General features: G+C 55.8%; 19 protein-coding genes. 1 reads left to right on the top strand and 18 read right to left on the bottom strand.

Annotated elements, in window-relative coordinates; all coding sequences use genetic code 11:
• Positions 1 to 22: 22 nt before the first annotated feature.
• From PUV54_RS04155 to ybgC, 7 genes are all read right to left on the bottom strand, one after another.
• Complete coding sequence (locus PUV54_RS04155; RefSeq protein WP_274494306.1) at positions 23 to 853, bottom strand: tetratricopeptide repeat protein; 831 nt, start codon at positions 851 to 853, stop codon at positions 23 to 25.
• A gap of 205 nt (positions 854 to 1,058) precedes the next feature.
• Positions 1,059 to 1,556 (bottom strand): peptidoglycan-associated lipoprotein Pal, encoded by a 498-nt coding sequence (gene pal, locus PUV54_RS04160; protein WP_274494307.1) that lies wholly within the window; start codon positions 1,554 to 1,556, stop codon positions 1,059 to 1,061.
• A 310-nt stretch (positions 1,557 to 1,866) separates the two neighbouring features.
• On the bottom strand, positions 1,867 to 3,195 hold the full coding sequence (gene tolB / locus PUV54_RS04165) for a Tol-Pal system beta propeller repeat protein TolB (RefSeq protein WP_274494308.1): 1,329 nt from the start codon (positions 3,193 to 3,195) through the stop codon (positions 1,867 to 1,869).
• Between the two features lie 38 nt (positions 3,196 to 3,233).
• Complete coding sequence (locus PUV54_RS04170) at positions 3,234 to 4,106, bottom strand: hypothetical protein (protein ID WP_274494309.1); 873 nt, start codon at positions 4,104 to 4,106, stop codon at positions 3,234 to 3,236.
• 38 nt (positions 4,107 to 4,144) lie between these two features.
• Positions 4,145 to 4,579 (bottom strand): protein TolR, encoded by a 435-nt coding sequence (gene tolR, locus PUV54_RS04175; RefSeq protein WP_274494310.1) that lies wholly within the window; start codon positions 4,577 to 4,579, stop codon positions 4,145 to 4,147.
• The gene (gene tolQ / locus PUV54_RS04180; RefSeq protein ID WP_274494311.1) at positions 4,579 to 5,292 is read right to left on the bottom strand and encodes a protein TolQ; all 714 of its coding nucleotides are present in this window, start codon (positions 5,290 to 5,292) and stop codon (positions 4,579 to 4,581) included. The genes tolR and tolQ overlap by 1 nt, the downstream gene beginning before the upstream one ends.
• Positions 5,293 to 5,553: 261 nt before the next feature.
• Complete coding sequence (gene ybgC, locus PUV54_RS04185; protein WP_274494312.1) at positions 5,554 to 6,048, bottom strand: tol-pal system-associated acyl-CoA thioesterase; 495 nt, start codon at positions 6,046 to 6,048, stop codon at positions 5,554 to 5,556.
• Here ybgC and PUV54_RS04190 point away from each other — a divergent pair.
• Positions 6,047 to 7,096 carry a hypothetical protein gene (locus PUV54_RS04190; protein WP_274494313.1) on the top strand — a complete coding sequence of 350 codons (1,050 nt, stop codon included), beginning with the start codon at positions 6,047 to 6,049 and terminating at the stop codon, positions 7,094 to 7,096. The genes ybgC and PUV54_RS04190 overlap by 2 nt on opposite strands.
• Here the strand turns inward: PUV54_RS04190 and PUV54_RS04195 are convergent.
• From PUV54_RS04195 to PUV54_RS04245, 11 genes are all read right to left on the bottom strand, one after another.
• Positions 7,088 to 7,600: a DUF3592 domain-containing protein gene (locus PUV54_RS04195; RefSeq protein WP_274494314.1), complete on the bottom strand. Its 513-nt coding sequence runs from the start codon at positions 7,598 to 7,600 to the stop codon at positions 7,088 to 7,090. The two genes, PUV54_RS04190 and PUV54_RS04195, sit on opposite strands and share 9 nt — an antisense overlap.
• Before the next feature lie 117 nt (positions 7,601 to 7,717).
• Positions 7,718 to 8,752 carry a Holliday junction branch migration DNA helicase RuvB gene (gene ruvB, locus PUV54_RS04200; RefSeq protein WP_274494315.1) on the bottom strand — a complete coding sequence of 345 codons (1,035 nt, stop codon included), beginning with the start codon at positions 8,750 to 8,752 and terminating at the stop codon, positions 7,718 to 7,720.
• Between the two features lies 1 nt (position 8,753).
• Positions 8,754 to 9,323 carry a hypothetical protein gene (locus PUV54_RS04205; protein WP_274494316.1) on the bottom strand — a complete coding sequence of 190 codons (570 nt, stop codon included), beginning with the start codon at positions 9,321 to 9,323 and terminating at the stop codon, positions 8,754 to 8,756.
• Positions 9,324 to 9,481: 158 nt separating this feature from the next.
• The gene (gene ruvA / locus PUV54_RS04210; protein ID WP_274494317.1) at positions 9,482 to 10,114 is read right to left on the bottom strand and encodes a Holliday junction branch migration protein RuvA; all 633 of its coding nucleotides are present in this window, start codon (positions 10,112 to 10,114) and stop codon (positions 9,482 to 9,484) included.
• On the bottom strand, positions 10,115 to 10,678 hold the full coding sequence (ruvC, locus tag PUV54_RS04215) for a crossover junction endodeoxyribonuclease RuvC (protein WP_274494318.1): 564 nt from the start codon (positions 10,676 to 10,678) through the stop codon (positions 10,115 to 10,117). It abuts the gene before it with no gap.
• Positions 10,679 to 10,724: 46 nt separating this feature from the next.
• Entirely contained in the window at positions 10,725 to 11,699 is a 975-nt protein-coding gene (locus tag PUV54_RS04220; RefSeq protein WP_274494319.1) for a tetratricopeptide repeat protein, read from the bottom strand.
• Between the two features lie 32 nt (positions 11,700 to 11,731).
• Positions 11,732 to 11,857, bottom strand: a complete 126-nt coding sequence (locus PUV54_RS04225) for a hypothetical protein (protein WP_274494320.1) — start codon at positions 11,855 to 11,857, stop codon at positions 11,732 to 11,734.
• A 75-nt stretch (positions 11,858 to 11,932) separates the two neighbouring features.
• Positions 11,933 to 12,577 (bottom strand): thiamine phosphate synthase, encoded by a 645-nt coding sequence (thiE, locus tag PUV54_RS04230; protein ID WP_274494321.1) that lies wholly within the window; start codon positions 12,575 to 12,577, stop codon positions 11,933 to 11,935.
• 42 nt (positions 12,578 to 12,619) lie between these two features.
• Positions 12,620 to 13,477 (bottom strand): Coq4 family protein, encoded by an 858-nt coding sequence (locus tag PUV54_RS04235; RefSeq protein ID WP_274494322.1) that lies wholly within the window; start codon positions 13,475 to 13,477, stop codon positions 12,620 to 12,622.
• Between the two features lie 150 nt (positions 13,478 to 13,627).
• Positions 13,628 to 14,533, bottom strand: a complete 906-nt coding sequence (locus PUV54_RS04240) for a fructose bisphosphate aldolase (protein WP_274494323.1) — start codon at positions 14,531 to 14,533, stop codon at positions 13,628 to 13,630.
• A gap of 36 nt (positions 14,534 to 14,569) precedes the next feature.
• Positions 14,570 to 15,772, bottom strand: a complete 1,203-nt coding sequence (locus PUV54_RS04245; RefSeq protein ID WP_274494324.1) for a phosphoglycerate kinase — start codon at positions 15,770 to 15,772, stop codon at positions 14,570 to 14,572.
• Between the last annotated feature and the right edge of the window lie 3 nt (positions 15,773 to 15,775).

Here is a 15,775-nt window from a genome sequence, read left to right on the forward strand (position 1 = left end):
TTCCGAACGTCAGCGCTTCATCCTAATTGCACTCGATGCGGGCCATTTCAAGGTCCGCGCGCTGCATGACAGCATCAGGCGCATTCGGATGTTTAGCCTTCATCGTTTTAAAGACGGTGCAAGCCTCGCTCGGCTTATCCAGCCGTGCGAACGCAGTGCCAAGTTTCAAATAGGCCTCTGCTGACCGGCCATTATCTGGATATTTGCGGATATGCTGAATAAAGGCGTCTGCTGCTGCTGCGTTTTCTTCAAGCGCAAGATGAATTTCACCAAGCCGGAATTGCGCATCCGGGGTGCGCTGATGGTTAGGAAACGCCTCGACATAAAGGCTGAACGCCGCTTTGGCGCGCTGATAATCGCCAGAAAGAATAAACCCTGACGCATAATCAAACGCAGCGTTCGGATCGAGAGGAAGCGACACATCGCTTGGCGCCGCACCCGCAGGTTCCGCCGTTTGTTCTGAAATTTGATCCGCTATCGGATCGTCAGCGCTTGAAGGCCGGCCCATCAAATCCATCGGCCCTGACGAGGAGGGCGCCGAATCGAAATCCGAAAAGGCCGCCACACCGGCAGCGTTCGCGTCGCCAGACAGCGCAGCGGTGATAGCGTCCAACCGCCGCGTTGCTTGTTCAAGCTCATAGGTGAGTTCTTCCACACGCCCGGTCAGGAGTTGATTTTGCCGCTCAAGCTCGGAAATCCTGACCAGCGCGGCGCGATGACCAGCCATGGCCTGTTGCACTTCCGCCATTTGCGCCTGCAGCGCGCGTACGTCATCTTTGGTTCCTGCAGCGGCGGGACCCGACAGCACCAAGACGCTGATGGCTGCGATAATGCCTGCTCGAACGCTTTTCATGAGATCACCTTTACTTTGACGCTTCCAATATCAACGCCGGACTTTCCGACCGCGCCTATTACAAACCCATATCACACAAGTCTATTATGGCACGAAACTAAGGCGAAAAAACGCCCCGGATAGTTGCGAATTCATAAGAAAAGGCGCGTCAGCCGGTAATAACGACGGACGCGCCTTCGCAAAATCGAATTCAACTCAGCAGGTCTTAAGCGCCAACGCTCTGAAGAGTCGTTGTCGAATTCCGGTTGAGCGACCAGGCCGCTTCGGTCGAACGCGGATCAATCGGGCGCTCTTTACCGTAAGAAACGGTTGTAATGCGTGAAGCATCAACGCCGAGGCTTACGAGATAGGATTTCGCTGCTTCCGCGCGGCGTGCGCCGAGAGCGAGGTTGTATTCACGCGTGCCGCGCTCGTCGCAGTTCCCAGCGACCATAACGCGCGCTTCAGGATATTCCTTCAGCCATGCAGCCTGCTTGGCAAGCGTTGATTGCGCCTGCGGCGTCAGCGTGTACTGATCATAGGCGAAGAAAACGCGGTGTCCCGCAGAGTTCTCAAGGTCAGCCTGACTTCCCGGAACTGGTCCGACTGGCTGTGCGCCAGCATTGGTGTCAGCGCCGGCAGTCGTGTCGATATCCGGGTTGTTATTGCTTGCACATGCGGAAAGCAGCGCCACCGACGCAAAAACCCCCGCGATTTTCATCATTTTATTCATAGCTCTTTGCTCCACTTCCCCAGTTTGCGGTTTCAAATCGTCAAACTGTTCTGTCCGGCCGGCGGGACCGCCCCCACTTCTCAGCCTCTGTCGTTTCGTTTCTCCGCAACGCCTGCGGGCGTACAAACACTGCGGAATTATTATTTCCCCCGCCTTACAAATCGGTATCGGTTAAATCCCAAAATTTAACCAATGTATGAATCGTAGCGAGACACGCGCCAGCAATCAAGAACGACTGTTCCGGCGGGAAAATGAAATTTCAGTTACGATCCGTTCGAATTTTCTCCCAAGTTCGAGGGGTTTAGGGCAATAACGGCGACCAGGCGGGGTCAGAAGCATCGCCAGGGGTTCGCACGCGCCGCAAATTTCTGCCCGTCAAATCCACTGACCAGAGCGATGTATCGCCGCCTGAGCCGTCCCGACGGGTCGGCGTCTGGCGATAAAACATCAGCACGCGGCCATTAGGCGACCAGGTGGGGCCTTCCTCAAGAAAGCTTTCCGTCAACAGACGTTCGCCGCTGCCGTCCGGCCGAATAACGCCGATATAAAAGCGCCCCTGATAGGAACGGGTAAAGGCGATCAAGTCTCCGCGGGGGCTCCAGACCGGAGTCTGATACTGCCCCTGGCCGAACGTAATTCTCTTTTGATCGGAACCGTCAGCGTTCATCACATAAATCTGCTGCGATCCGCCGCGGTCGGAGGTGAACGCAATCCGGCGCCCGTCAGGCGACATAGTCGGCGACGTATCGATCGCGACGTTGCTGGTCAGGCGCGTAAGCTGGCGCGTCGACAAATCCATCTTGAAGACGTCGGAATTGCCGTTCCGCTCCATAGACATGATCACCTGGCGCCCGTCTGGCGAAAAGCGTGGGGCGAAAGTCATGCCCCGGAACGTTCCAAGCTGCTCCTGCTCGCCCGTCTCGATGTTGAACAGGTAAACCTGACCCGGGCGATTATCGAACAACGCCATGTAGGTGATCTGTTGCTGGGTCGGAGAGAAGCGCGGCGTCAGCACCTGATAGCCAAGGCCGTCTGTCAGCGGAATCGGATTGGCGCCATCCTGATCCATGATCATCAATCGCTTGGTCTTGTTTTCTTTCGGTCCCGTTTCATGAACGAACACAACACGGGTATCAAAATACCCTTCCTCGCCCGTCAGCGCTTTATAAACAAAGTCCGAAACCTTGTGCGCCGCACGGCGCCAGTTGTCGGCAGGCGTTTTGAAGGCGACAGCGGCGAGCTGTTCATCGGAATAAACGTCCCAGACGCGAGTTGCGACCTGAATGCGGCCATCGGGAAGCTCCTCGACCTCACCCACCACCAGCACTTGCGCATTAATGATGCGCCAGTCGGCAAAACGCGGGCGAACATTCACGCTGTCCGGCTTTTCGATATAGGCGCGTTGGTCGATCACCTGAAACAGCCCGGACCGGTCCAGGTCGTTCATAATCACGCCTGTGATGTCGCGGCCGAGGCCGGTTGTTTCCGCCGCGGCGCCAAGGAAGTCCGGCACCGCAATCGGCATCGGATCGACATTGCCTTGCGTGATGTCGATCTCTACCCGCGCAAATGCAGGATTCGCCAAGCCAGCGATGAAAACCGTCAGGAGAATTGTCAAAATCTTTTTCATGTCGCTACTCTCTTTCAGGCCCCCTGAAATTTTTCAACTTAAAACCCAACCATATCGCTCGGATTGAAATGGAAGGTGAAGTCTTTCCATGTCTCATATCGGTCTTCCGGCAGGAAATCATAAGGTGCGCATTTCACAATTGCGCTGATCGCTTCGCGTTCCGCCACTTTCCAGAATCTGTTGCCCGATAGATTGATTTGCATTGCATTCGCCACGCGCGGCCGAGAAACTAGCGAACCATCGCGATTAAGCTCGAACTCAATCGTCACGATCAGTTTTTCCGGTTCCGGCGCGCCGATGATGGCGCTTGTATTCCAACAGTCTTTTAGCGCCGCCTTCAGCTTCGCTTCATTGCTGGCGGTCAGGCGGTCGCCCGCACCAACAGCGCGGCGCGCCTGATCGGCTGTTTCAACAGTTTGAGAAGGCGCGTCACTTGAGCGTTGCGTGTTTTCGTTCTCTTTTTCTTTGTCAATCAGTTGCGAAAGAGCGTCCAAATCGAGTTCAGCATTCTGCTGGGGTGTGACAGCAGGCGTCTCTTTGGGCGGCTCCTGTCGTTCCTCAGGCTGCGTATCTGGCGTCTCATCAATCGGATCGGCTGCTTTTTCTACAACCACTTCCTCTGGCTCAGGCGGTGCCGCTGGCTCAGCCCGCGCAACCCGCTCTTCTACTGGCGCGGGCGGCTCTTCTTCCGGGTCCGGCAAGTCAGGTTCCTCGATCTCTTCTTCCTCAGGCTCTGGCCGCGCTGCGGGAACACTCGTTTTCAAGTCAAGCTCGGCTTCGCGGATGAGCTCCAACGGCACATAGGGCTCGGACTCAAATGTCGGGCGCACGCTGAACGGCAACAGGTCAAGATACACAACGCTGACAATCGCGATGTGAAACAGAACCGAAGCAAGAACGCCAAAACGCATGAACCTGGGGACCTTAGTTTACAAACCGTCCGTATGCGTCACTGCAGCTCGGGATCGGTCACCAGACCGATGCGCCGAAACCCTGCAGCGTTAATTCGCCCCATGACGCGCACGACATCGCCATAGGCTCTGTTCTGATCGCCGCGAATGAAAATCCGCTGATCGTACCCTGCGACCGCCACCGCCTCGAGATGCGGCACGAGATTTTCGTATTCAACCGCCGTTTCCTGAACGAATATCGTACCGTCAGCGGAAACCGTAACTGTCAACGGCTCGCCTGTATCCTGGATCGGGTTCGCAGCCGTTTCAGGCAGGTCGACGGAAACGCCGACCGTCAACAGCGGCGCAGCCACCATAAAAACGATCAGCAGCACCAGCATGACGTCCACGAAAGGCGTGACGTTGATTTCCGCCATGTGCCGCGTGCGGCCGGGACGATGACGCCCGCCGCCGGGATTGAGATTAGCGCCCATTAGCGCGCCCTCTCATCAAGCTGGCGTGAGAGGATGGCTGAGAATTCGTCAGCAAAACCCTGCAGGCGCACAGCGTAGGAGTTGAGCGCCGAAGAATAGCGGTTGTAGCCAACCACCGCCGGGATCGCAGCGAGAAGACCAAGCGCCGTAGCAAACAGCGCTTCGGCGATGCCCGGCGCCACAACGGCGAGGTTGGTGTCTTTCGTCAGCGCAATAGCCTGAAACGCGTTCATGATGCCCCAGACCGTACCGAGCAGACCGACAAACGGCGCCGCAGAGCCAACAGTCGCCAGAACACCGAGATTGCTTTCCGCTTTTTCAAGCTCGCGCGAGACGGAAACATTCAAAATCTTATCGATGCGGTCGCGCGCCGAAACCGCCAGCGCGCCAGAGGCGCCGCCCTTGGATGAACTCCATTCTTCCATGGCGGCGGCAAAGACACGCGCCATCGGATGGTCCTGACGATCGCGCATTTTGCGATAAAGCTCGTCAAGCGGCTTTCCTGACCAGAACTGATCTTCAAACTTGTTGGACTTCGACTTCAGCCGGCCAAAGGTCAGCGATTTGTCGATGATGACCGCCCAGGACCAGATCGACGAGATCACAAGAATGCCCATGACTGTTTTCACCACCGGGTCGGCGCGCAGAAACAAGCTCCAGAGGCTGAAATCGGCTCCAATCCCTGAAGCGGCGCTTACGACTTCTGTTTCCATTATCTTTTGTATCCCCTGATACTTTCCGCCGACGGGAGCGGGACTTTTAAAACCTAACCAACATTCGCAGCGACAGGCATTTCGCCAAATTCGACACAAACGACTCTAATGCGCGCTTAAAGCCCCGCGCCGGGCGTTTTCATGGTTAACACCGAACGGATTAGCTTTTAATCCCCTTTGGGCGGGAAATTGGGCATTTACGCGGCTTTGAAAAGACTTACCGGCCGGATTGCGAAAGTTTAATCCCGGCTTAACAAAAGCTTAACGGCTTTCACGGGATTTGGCGCTCTTTCCGAAGCGGTCAATTATTTCACCAGGAAGGCGGCGCGGGCGCCCCGAGAGGCTCATGCACGCCGCCTCAACCTCAGCGCGCGCGATCAGGATTTTCTCCCGCCATATCTCCTGAGCGAGGAACATGCGCGCGCCTTTCGCCTCCAGAAAACGGGTGCGCACCTCAAGCAGATCGTCAATTTTCGCCGGCGCGATCCATTCCGTCGTCATCTTGCGGACCGCAAAGGCGAGCGGCTCCTCGCGCTCGAGCATGTCTGAATGATTAACGCCCACCGCCCTCAAGGCCTCCGTTCGGCCACGTTCAAAAAACTTGAGATAAGCCGCATGATAAACGACGCCGGAAAAATCCGTGTCTTCGTAATAGATGCGGACTGTCAAAAGGTGTGTGCGTTGCTCTGTCATGCCCCATATTGGCGGCAGTCGCGCTTGCGCTGCAAGGAAAAGGCGCCGTAGCAAGTCGCCCATGAAAGTCCTTGGCAATCTCGATTGGCGCCACCCGCTGGTGCGTGCGCGGGTTATGGTCGCGCGGCCCTTGCAAAACGCCCTTGCCAACGCCGGGCTGTGGCGGCGCCCGGCTGCGCAAGAGCGGGAGATTATCCAGGCTGACGCGGTTCCGGTGTCGGGCGACCGCACCATCCAGCACCGGCTCGTCTACAAGCATCCGCGCCCGGAATATCTTGACGTGGAGAGTGTACTCTACACCCCTTCGGGGCTAGCAGTCTCCAACGGAAAATATGTAGCGCAATATTCGATCCGCCCGCCTTCGACGGCGGAGATTTTCACCACGCCGCGCAACGTAAATGCAAAGAAGATCAGCAAAGGCACGCTGATCGAAACTGAAACGCCTTACACTTATGGTGATTGGGTCGGAGACTATGTTCTCTCGCTTGTCACGACCGAAAACATCATCGAACCCCTGATCCTGCCTTCATTTCTTGCGGCAAAGTCATATGTCATCCGCGACGTGGAAGCGCTGGGCGTCAATTATGTGATCGCAGATGAACCGCTTCAAATTGATAACGCGCGTATTATCCGCAAGCGCGTTCCGAGTTATTACTGGGGACCGGACGAAGTTGCGGCCTATCGCAACAAGTTCGGCGTGACACCGCCGCCGGCGAAGAAAGGCTCCATCCTTTATCTCGCCCGCTTCGATACTGTCAGCGAAGCGGCGCAGCGCGATTATCCGTCAGAAGACGTTGCCGACATCGTCCGTTCTCTGGGCGGCGAAGTGTTTGACACGCGCGGCGCCTCGCCCGAAGCATTCAACGTACTGGCTTCAAAGATGGAAACGGTGATCGCCGATCAGGGATCAGCAGTTTTTGGCGTCATGCATTCGCAAACAAAAAACGTGATTGAACTGGCGCAGGATGACTGGTGGCATAACGCCAATTTGTTCATCGCAAACGGCGCCGGCGTTCAGAACTACGCGGTCATCCATATCTATAACAAAACCAGGGATGATCTGCGCCAACGCATCGAAGGACACCTGCGCGAGTTCGGCGCGTTAGCGTGAATAGATAATCATATTCTCGACCAGCGTCGTCGCGCCCTGACCGCTCATCCAGAACATGGCGATCATGCCGAGGGTGAACATGGTCCACACCGCACCAAAAATTAAAAGGAACTTGATGGACTGGTTGACGCCGAAAGAAAGCACCGCACGTTCCGGCTTTGACGGATCGTAGCGCACAGCAACCTGCGCTCCCGAAGGCAGGGCGTCATGAATATCGCGATGAAAGCCATGACTGGACGAGCCCGCATAACCAAATGCGATTTTCTTGCCCTCAATCTCGCGCCCATTGGCGTTGTAGGTGTAACGCACATCGGTGCGGTATGTCGTACTGCCCTCGCTGTCAGTGCTTGACGTGAAGTCCGATGAAAGGATTGTTCCGGGCGTTGTCGGCCAGTTTTGCGCTTTGTGCGACATGTTGAGCGAATGCAGACCAAACCCGAGAATGCCGATCCCGACGGCCAGAAACAGCCCGAAAAACAGTGTCAGAAAAATCGATCCGCCCATGGCGCGCCTCCCCGATTTGCGGTGAGAGATTAGTCTGAATTCGTCACTATTCGATGACCAACTTTGTTAAACCGCTAACCCCGCGAAAGCCGGGATGAACGGGGTGACTTTTGAAGCTTAGTCGAACAAATCATCAGCACCGTCCTTAGGCGCCGGCAGTCCCAAATGGGTCCAAGCGCTTTTGGACAGAACGCGGCCACGGGGCGTGCGCTGGATGAGACCCTGTTGGAGCAGGAAAGGTTCGATGACGTCTTCCACCGCGTCGCGCGCTTCCGCCAAGGCCGCCGCAAGGGTTTCAACGCCCACGGGGCCGCCGCCGAAATGCTCCGCAATCAGACGAAGATAGCGCCGGTCGAGCGGATCGAGGCCGAGGCCGTCGATTTCAAGTCGACGCAAGGCTTTGTCTGCAACCTTGGCGTCGATGCAGCCGGCGTTCTCCACCGTCGCCACATCGCGCACGCGTCTTAAAAGGCGTCCAGCGACACGAGGCGTGCCGCGCGCGCGGCGCGCAATTTCTGCGGCGCCGTCGGCGGACATATCAGCGGACAACAGCATCGCCCCGCGCACGATGATACGCGCAAGGTCTTTCTCGGAATAAAAATCGAGCCGTACCGGGATGCCGAACCGATCAAGCAGCGGCTTGGCGAGCAGCCCTGAGCGCGTCGTAGCGCCGATCAGCGTGAAGCGCGGCAGGTCGATGCGCACCGAACGCGCCGCCGGCCCCTCGCCAATGATGAGATCGAGGGCGTAATCCTCCATCGCCGGGTAGAGCACTTCCTCCACCGCTGGCGACAGACGATGAATTTCATCGATGAAGAGAACATCGCCCGCTTCGAGGTTGGTGAGCAGAGCCGCAAGGTCGCCGGGCTTGGTAATCGCCGGACCGGACGTGGCGCGGAAATTAACGCCGAGTTCATTGGCGACAATCTGCGCCAGCGTCGTCTTGCCGAGCCCCGGCGGCCCGTGAAAGAGAACGTGATCGAGCGCTTCCGAACGAGCCTTCGCCGCCTGCACAAAAACGCGCAGATTATCTTTCGCACTCGGCTGACCAACAAAATCATCAAGGCGCTTGGGACGCAGCGCAGCGTCAGCGTCTTCGGTCTTTCGTTCACCGTCAATCAACCGATCATTATCGTAAGCAGGCTCAGCCATATCAGCGATTCAAATCGAAAATTTCACGCGCTAAACGATGCAGGCTACTCACTCCACATACTGCTTCGACAGAATCGCGCGTAAGATGATAGGGATCAGCTAACTGTGCTAATTTTTTTTGAGAGTTTACCTCCATTTCTACCAGTTTTGATATCCGTACCATTTCGCAGTCATATCCGAGAAAAACCTTAGCATGCTCGGCCAAGGTTGCGCCGCCACCCAGCGCTCGAACTTGATCCAATGGATTCGCGCTTGCGCGAAAAAAATTCAAAGCTTCACTCAGCCCAGAGAAATTGGAATCGAACCGTTGCCTCTGCGCGGTGCCATATGACATATCAGAGGACCTTACATTTTCTGCTTTGGCCTTTGCCGCGTTCAGCAATATCGGCTTCTGCTTTTTCCATTTCTCGCGCACACGTCGAATAACACTATCGTCAAATATGCCGAGCTGTTTAGCAGCCGTTGCAAATTTTAGCTTAGGATTCTGATATACTAGCTGGGCAACTTTTTCTAAAGTTGCACTATCATCAATTCCTGAGCCAGTCGGCCGACCGCGTTTTCTTCTACTCATTTGCATCTCCAAAATTCAGCTTCATCAAAACGCTAAGGTCATGCGGACTTTGCTTCTAGGTATTTTAAATCGCGTCGCAAACTTTTTGCGGAAGCAAAATCATCTCTACAAAAACAAAGCGGAGAATAATTCCTAAGCGCTCTGATTTTTCCTCCGTTTCACGCCGCCGCCAGTTCTTTCAGCGCCGCCTTGATCAGCGCTTCGACGCCCGGCTCGTCCATTGCTTCGGCCGCGCGAGCGACGGCTCGGCGCGCCTCTATCCCTTCATAGCCGAGATTGGCGAGAGCCGAGACAGCGTCAGCCTTTGCGCTAAGTGAAAGATCCGATGGCGCGACGCCTGCGGCTTTCTTGCGCGCCGCCATGGCGATCACCTCGCCGGTCGATCCAGCAAGGGCGCCTGCTTTCGATTGCAATTCAGTGACAATGCGTTGCGCAAGTTTTTTACCGACGCCGTGCGCGCGGGAAATGGCCGTCACATCCTCCGCCGTTACGGCGTCATAAAGTTCGGAAGGCGTTAATACCTGCAGCATGGCGAGGGCGTGCTTGGCGCCAACCCCTTGCACGCTTTGCAGCAGACGGAATGCCTGACGTTCATTCTCCGACGGAAACCCGTAAAGCCGGATCAGATCCTCGCGCACCAGCGTTTCGATGGAGAGCGTTGCATCCTCACCCACTCCCATATCCTGCAACACGCGCGGGGCGGCGTAGATCTCATAGCCGACGCCGTTCACATCAATCAGCGCGGTATCCTCAGAAATTGAGACTACTGAACCTTTCAGCCTGCCGATCATCTATGACGCCTCCAACCGTCTGCGTTTTTGTTTTGTCGCATTTTCTGGCGCAAACCGGCTTCCACTTTGCTGGAAAATGCTCCGGGCGGCGCCATGATGCGCATGACAGATGGCGACCGCGAGCGCGTCCGCCTCGTCGCTCGCCAGTTCGCCGCACTTTGGCAGCAGCACTTTCACCATGGCCTGAACCTGATTTTTGTCCGCATGCCCCTTGCCGACGACAGACTTTTTCACTGAATTCGCCGCATATTCGGCAACTGGCAATCCGATGAGCGACGGGGCGAGCAGCGCAACGCCGCGCGCCTGACCCAGCACCAGCGCATCGCGGGGACTGGCGTTGACAAATGTTTCCTCAACCGCCGCCTCTCCTGGCGAATAATCGCCGATGACTTTTTTGAGGCCTTCGAAAATGCTTCCAAGCTTTTCCGGGTGCGCGGCGCCCCGCTTCGTGCGGATGACGCCCGACGCCACGTATAAAAGCCGGGTTCCGGCGCAATCGACAACGCCCCAGCCGGTAGCGGCTGAGCCGGGATCAACGCCCAAAATGCGAATCACTGCGCTCATGACGCGAGCATAGGGCCGTTCCACAGGAATGGAAACAAAACGTGAATCAACGCCGGCGGCGCAGTCGCTTTTTCAGGCGCTCGGCGTTGTTCAACAGCGCGGGGTCAAGCGAATCAGGCGCAGCCAATAACCATTCCAATTGCTCAAGAGCAGCGGCGGCGTCTTTTTCGCGCCCGTCGCCTTCAGATAGCGCTACTGCATAGAGGAACATGCCCTGGGGATCGCCTGCGTCCGCCGCCCGTTGAAATAAATCCGCCGGGTGAACGCCCTCGATTTCAACTGCGCCGTCATGGAGCATCAGGCCAAGCCCGACCAGCGCAGGCGGGAACCCCGCTTCCGCTGCCGCACGCATATGATCAGCCGCCGATAAGCCTTCTCTGGCAATCGTGCCGGAATTTTTCATCAATGCCAGATTATAGTGGGACACAGGATCATCGGCCTCTGCGGCCTTTCTGAACCAGACGGCCGCGTCCTGAATATTTTTTTCAACACCGTCGCCCGATAAATAAGCGATCGCCAGATTGCGTTGCGCCTCCGGCTCGTTCGCCTCCGCCGCCTCACGAAAATAAGAAATGGCCCTAGCACTATCCTGCGCCAGTCCGTCGCCGTCAGCATGCATCACCCCGAGCCGAAGCTTCGCGCGCGCATGCCCCTGCCGCGCAGAAAGCTTGTACCAGCCTGCGGCGGTTTTCGCATTTCGCTGAACGCCCTCGCCAGCCAGAGCAAGCTCACCTAGCGCGAATTGCGCGTCAGGATGACCAGCAGTCGCAGCATCATGATAAAGATCGACAGCACGCTGAATATCAGCCTCTACGCCAAGCCCGTTCTCATAAAGGTAACCGAGGAGATGTTGCGCGTCGGCGTCGCCCGCATCGGCGAGCGGCGACGCCTTCTCATAAGCCGTTGCATATTCACCATCCAGCAGGTGCTGGAAAGCCTCCGCAGCGCCGGGGCTTTGCGCCATCAACGGCGATGCGCATAGAAACACCGCCAAAACTGCATATAGCCACAGACGGAACATGATGGCACGTTAGGCCGCTTTGGCGCTATCGCCTAGCGTTCGTGCGTAATCGCTCTATTTTCAGCATGTTCATACGCCTGATGCGCTCCTTCAAGGAACGCCAACGCGAAACCGAGCGCGACCACAGCAACCCCGCAGGTCACAATAAAAATGTTCATGCGCATATTCACTACACCGTGGTTTGAACGGCGCCCCACAGAGGGAAATTAACGCAAGAATCATACCTGGCGGCGTCAAGCTTCTTTGATTGCTTTCTCGAATGCTTTGACAGCCGAGGCGGGGCCGTCCCTACACGCCCAAACCGCTGAGGACACAGCGAGAAAATCAGCCCCGGCGCGCACAAGCGGCCCGCAGTTTTGGGGCGTCACGCCGCCTATTGCGACGCATTGGACTGTTGTCGCGAATGACCACCATTCAATCAAGGCTGGGTCGGCTTTTGTAGGGGCTTCCTTGGTTGTGGTGGGAAAGAAAGCGCCGAAGGCGACATAATCAGCGCCATCCTCGCCCGCCACCAATGCGAGATGTCTTGAATTATGACAGGTGACGCCGATCGTTGCGTCATCGCCTAATAGCGTCCGGGCTTTTTTGCAGCTCGCATCAGACTGACCCACATGAACGCCATCCGCGCCGCATTTGATGGCGAGGTCTGGCCGGTCATTGATCAAAAACTCAACATCGTGCTCACGCGCCAGCGGAAGCAACGCCTCTGCTGCGTACAGCACATCGTCATCGCTTGCCGGGCCTTCTGAAGTTTTCATTCTGAGCTGCATGCAGGCGACATCGCCGCCAGACAGGGCGTCAGCAAAGGCGCCGCGAAACGATGAGAGATCGTCAATACGCGGCGGTGAAATTAAATAAAGACGGCAATCCTGACGCATGAGGCCGTCTATAGCGGGTCTTTGCCAACGCTGCGAGGGGCATTACGCCGCTTTACGCACCGCATGCGCCTGCTCTCTCTGGGTTTGCGTTTGCGTCTGTTTCGGTTTGAGCAGATTTTCTTTCACTTGCATGGGAATAGCATTGTAAATCTCAGGCTCGGTTATACCAAGGCGCGCTCGCGCATCGGCGAGAGGCAGCATCAAAAGTTCCTCGACGTCATATTCCAGAATCCACCGGGATTGTTTCGCATTGCTTTTCGCTTCGGCAATCGCTGCTTGAAATGGCTGAAATGGTTTTTCCGCCTTGATCGCCAGCAGACCGATGCCGACAATCAATTTAAAGCCCGGATTTTTCGTTTGGTGGCGCGTATAAACGAGGTTGCATAACTCGCCCAGAGCATCGCGACCATACCCAGTCAGAACATGCCAAAGGTCGTGACAGACATCGAGATGCAGGAAAAGTCTGCGGAATTCTTCGAACTGGGTTTCGCCGCGAAAATCGATGCCAGCCTCTTCCGCCGCGTCTATCAACCCGTCAGGCGTAAGATTTTCACCTTCCATGAACTCAAGATAAGCGCGCGCCAGGCTCGCTTCGGGAAAGGTGCGTAAATATTCTCTGTCGCCAAGAACCTTTTCAAGTTTGATTGGCTCACTGACAACACGGCGGCCATAAGGGCTGGCGGAAAAGCGCGAGAAAAGTTTTGTGCTGCTGCCGCCTGACAAAGCGCTGACAACCTCAAACACCTGCCGCGTGTCTTCTTTGTTTCGAACAAGTCGCAACACAGAAAGGAAAGCATGCCACGGCCGAACCGGCAGCGCAGGCGGGGTCGGGAATCCATTAATCCAGACGATGTCTTCCGGTGCGACTTCCTCGGGCGTTGCTGTTCGCTTCGGTGTCATATCAGCCTCATCAATCACTATGTTATGCGATAGCATTACACTGATTAGTTTACCTGATTGATAGGTTGCGCTTCCGCAGGCAAAGTTCAAGAGAAAAAACAAAAAAGCCCGGCAAAAGCCGGGCTTTTGAAAACCTTTCTCACCAGAGGCTCAACCGGCGCGAGAAGCCTCGAAAATGCTGTTGATTGACGAAGCCAGCATCGCGTCAAATTCCCCATCGCTCTGCCCTGCTGACAGGCCTTCAGTCAGCGCGCGGGAGAAACTCGCCGTCATGCCAGTGTTCTGCGCCAGCTTGGCATTTGCATCCTCACGCGAATAACCGCCGGAAAGCGCAACAACGCGCATAACGCTAGGGTGATCGACGAGAGGCTTATAAAGGTTCGCCTTGGTGGGCAGCGTCAGCTTGAGCATCACCTGCTTGCCCTCAGGAAGATTATCAAGCTGCTTTGTTATTTCCGAGAGCAGAATGTCTTCGGCTTCGGCTTTATCGCTGATCGAAATTGTCACTTCCGGTTCGATTATCGGAACGAGGCCATGTGACAGAATTTGCTTCCCGATTTCGAATTGTTGCGCGACAACGTCTGCAATGCCTTTCGCGTTTGCCGAATCGATGACAGAACGCATCTTGGTGCCAAAAATACCTTTTGAAACAGCACGCTTAAGCAGCGCATCAAGATCAGGCATCGGCTTCATCATTTTGACGCCGTCTTTTTCATCCGCCAGACCCTTGTCAACTTTCAGGAACGGCACGACGCCACATTCCTCACGCAAATACTGCGCCGTTGGCACGCCATCAATGTCGCCATCCATCGTACGTTCAAAAAGAATAGCGCCCATGATTTTATCACCGGAAAACGCCGGTGATTTTATGATCCGAGCGCGCATCTGGTGAATGAGGCCGAACATTTCTTCATCGTTTGACCAGGCGTCATCACTAACGCCATAAAGTTTTAGCGCCTTCGGCGTAGATCCGCCGGATTGATCGAGCGCGGCTATAAAGCCGTCTTTGTTGGCGACCTGGTTTTCCATATCCGCGGTCGTTTTTAATCCTGTCATCTTGTTCTTTTCCTCAACCTGTTAATCGCCGCCAAGTTATCCGGCTGATGCTTCTAGTGCAGCAACGCCTGGTAGCGTTTTGCCCTCAAGCCACTCAAGAAATGCACCGCCTGCTGTCGAAACATAGGTGAAATCATTCTCGACGCTGGCCGCAGCAAGCGCCGCAACCGTATCGCCGCCGCCGGCGACAGCAACGAGCCCGGCATCCTGAACCTGTTTAGCCGCAAAACGCGCCGCTTCAACTGTGGCCGTATCAAAAGGCTTGATCTCAAAAGCGCCAAGCGGGCCGTTCCACACAACTGTTTTTGCGCCTTCAATTTTCTCGGCGATTGTGTCGACCGTTTCCGGACCGAGATCGAGAATCATGTCGTCAGCCTTCACGGCGTCGGCAGCAACCACTTCACGATCTGCACCCTCTTTGAATTCCTTGGCGACAACCACGTCAGTAGGAAGAATAATTTCACAGCCTGAAGTTTTAGCCTGCGCAATTATTTCACGTGCGGTGTCGGCGAGGTCCGGTTCGCATAGGGATTTACCCACGCTTGTTCCGGTCGCGAACAAAAAAGTGTTCGCCATGCCGCCGCCAACCACGAGTATATTCGCCTTTCCAACAAGATTGAGAAGCAACTCGATCTTTGTCGAGACTTTCGCCCCGCCAACAATCGCCATCATCGGACGAACAGGCTCGGACAAGGCGGCCTTCAGGTAGTCAAGCTCACGCTCCATAGCGCGACCAGCCGCAGAGGGCAGCAATCGCGCAATCGCTTCTGTTGAGGCGTGCGCGCGATGCGCCGCTGAAAAAGCATCATTGACGTAGACATCGCCATTTTCAGCTAAGGCTTTTGCAAACGCCTGATCATTCGCTTCCTCGCCCGCATGAAACCGTGTGTTCTCCAGCACCGCAACATCGCCATCAAGCATGTTTTTTACGGTTTTTTTGGCGAGATCGCCTATGCAGTCCTCTGCAAATTCCACCTTGCCGCCGAGGAGTTTTTCAAGCGCCTTGGCGACAGGCTTTAGCGACATCTCAGGATCGGCCGTTCCCTTTGGTCGACCGAAATGTGAGAGAAGAAGAACCTTAGCGCCTTTCTTCGATAGCTCCTGAATAGTCGGCAACGCCCGTTCGATGCGTGTAGCATCGGTGACTTCACCGTCTTTCATCGGCACGTTGAAATCAACGCGAACAAGGATTCGTTTTCCAGCCACTTCCAGATCATCAAGAGTGCGATAAGACGCCATCAG

The sequence above is a fragment of the Hyphococcus flavus genome, from assembly GCF_028748065.1.
GTDB lineage: Bacteria > Pseudomonadota > Alphaproteobacteria > Caulobacterales > Parvularculaceae > Hyphococcus > Hyphococcus flavus.